This window comes from Limosilactobacillus ingluviei DSM 15946 (assembly GCF_001435775.1).
Lineage (GTDB): Bacteria > Bacillota > Bacilli > Lactobacillales > Lactobacillaceae > Limosilactobacillus > Limosilactobacillus ingluviei.
The window spans coordinates 4529-4873 of record NZ_AZFK01000074.1; the positions used below are offsets into that span (position 1 = coordinate 4529).

General features: G+C 52.5%; 3 tRNA genes. All 3 read right to left on the minus strand.

From position 1 onward, the window contains the following. Positions 1-18: 18 nt before the first annotated feature. Positions 19-91: transfer RNA gene (locus FC43_RS07440), tRNA-Thr, on the minus strand. Positions 92-121: 30 nt separating this feature from the next. After that, positions 122-194 (minus strand) — tRNA-Lys (locus FC43_RS07445). An 18-nt stretch (positions 195-212) separates the two neighbouring features. Continuing rightward, a tRNA-Val gene (locus FC43_RS07450) sits at positions 213-285 on the minus strand. Between the last annotated feature and the right edge of the window lie 60 nt (positions 286-345).

A 345-nucleotide genomic window follows, 5' to 3' on the forward strand; every position in this document is an offset into this window, starting at 1 on the left:
TCATATTAAAATGATCAATGCCGACTAGAGGATTCGAACCTCCGACCCCCTGTTTACAAGACAGGTGCTCTGCCAACTGAGCTAAGTCGGCATATTAACTTAGGAATCCTTCCTTTGGCAATGAGCCGTGACGGGTTCGAACCGTCGACCCTCTGATTAAAAGTCAGATGCTCTACCGACTGAGCTAACGGCTCATGAGCTTACCGGCTCAATGGAGGATACAGGGCTCGAACCTGTGACCCTCTGCTTGTAAGGCAGACGCTCTCCCAACTGAGCTAATCCTCCATAAGCGTGGCGACGCCCTATCCTCGCAGGGAGCGATCCCCCAACTACTTTCGGCGCGTT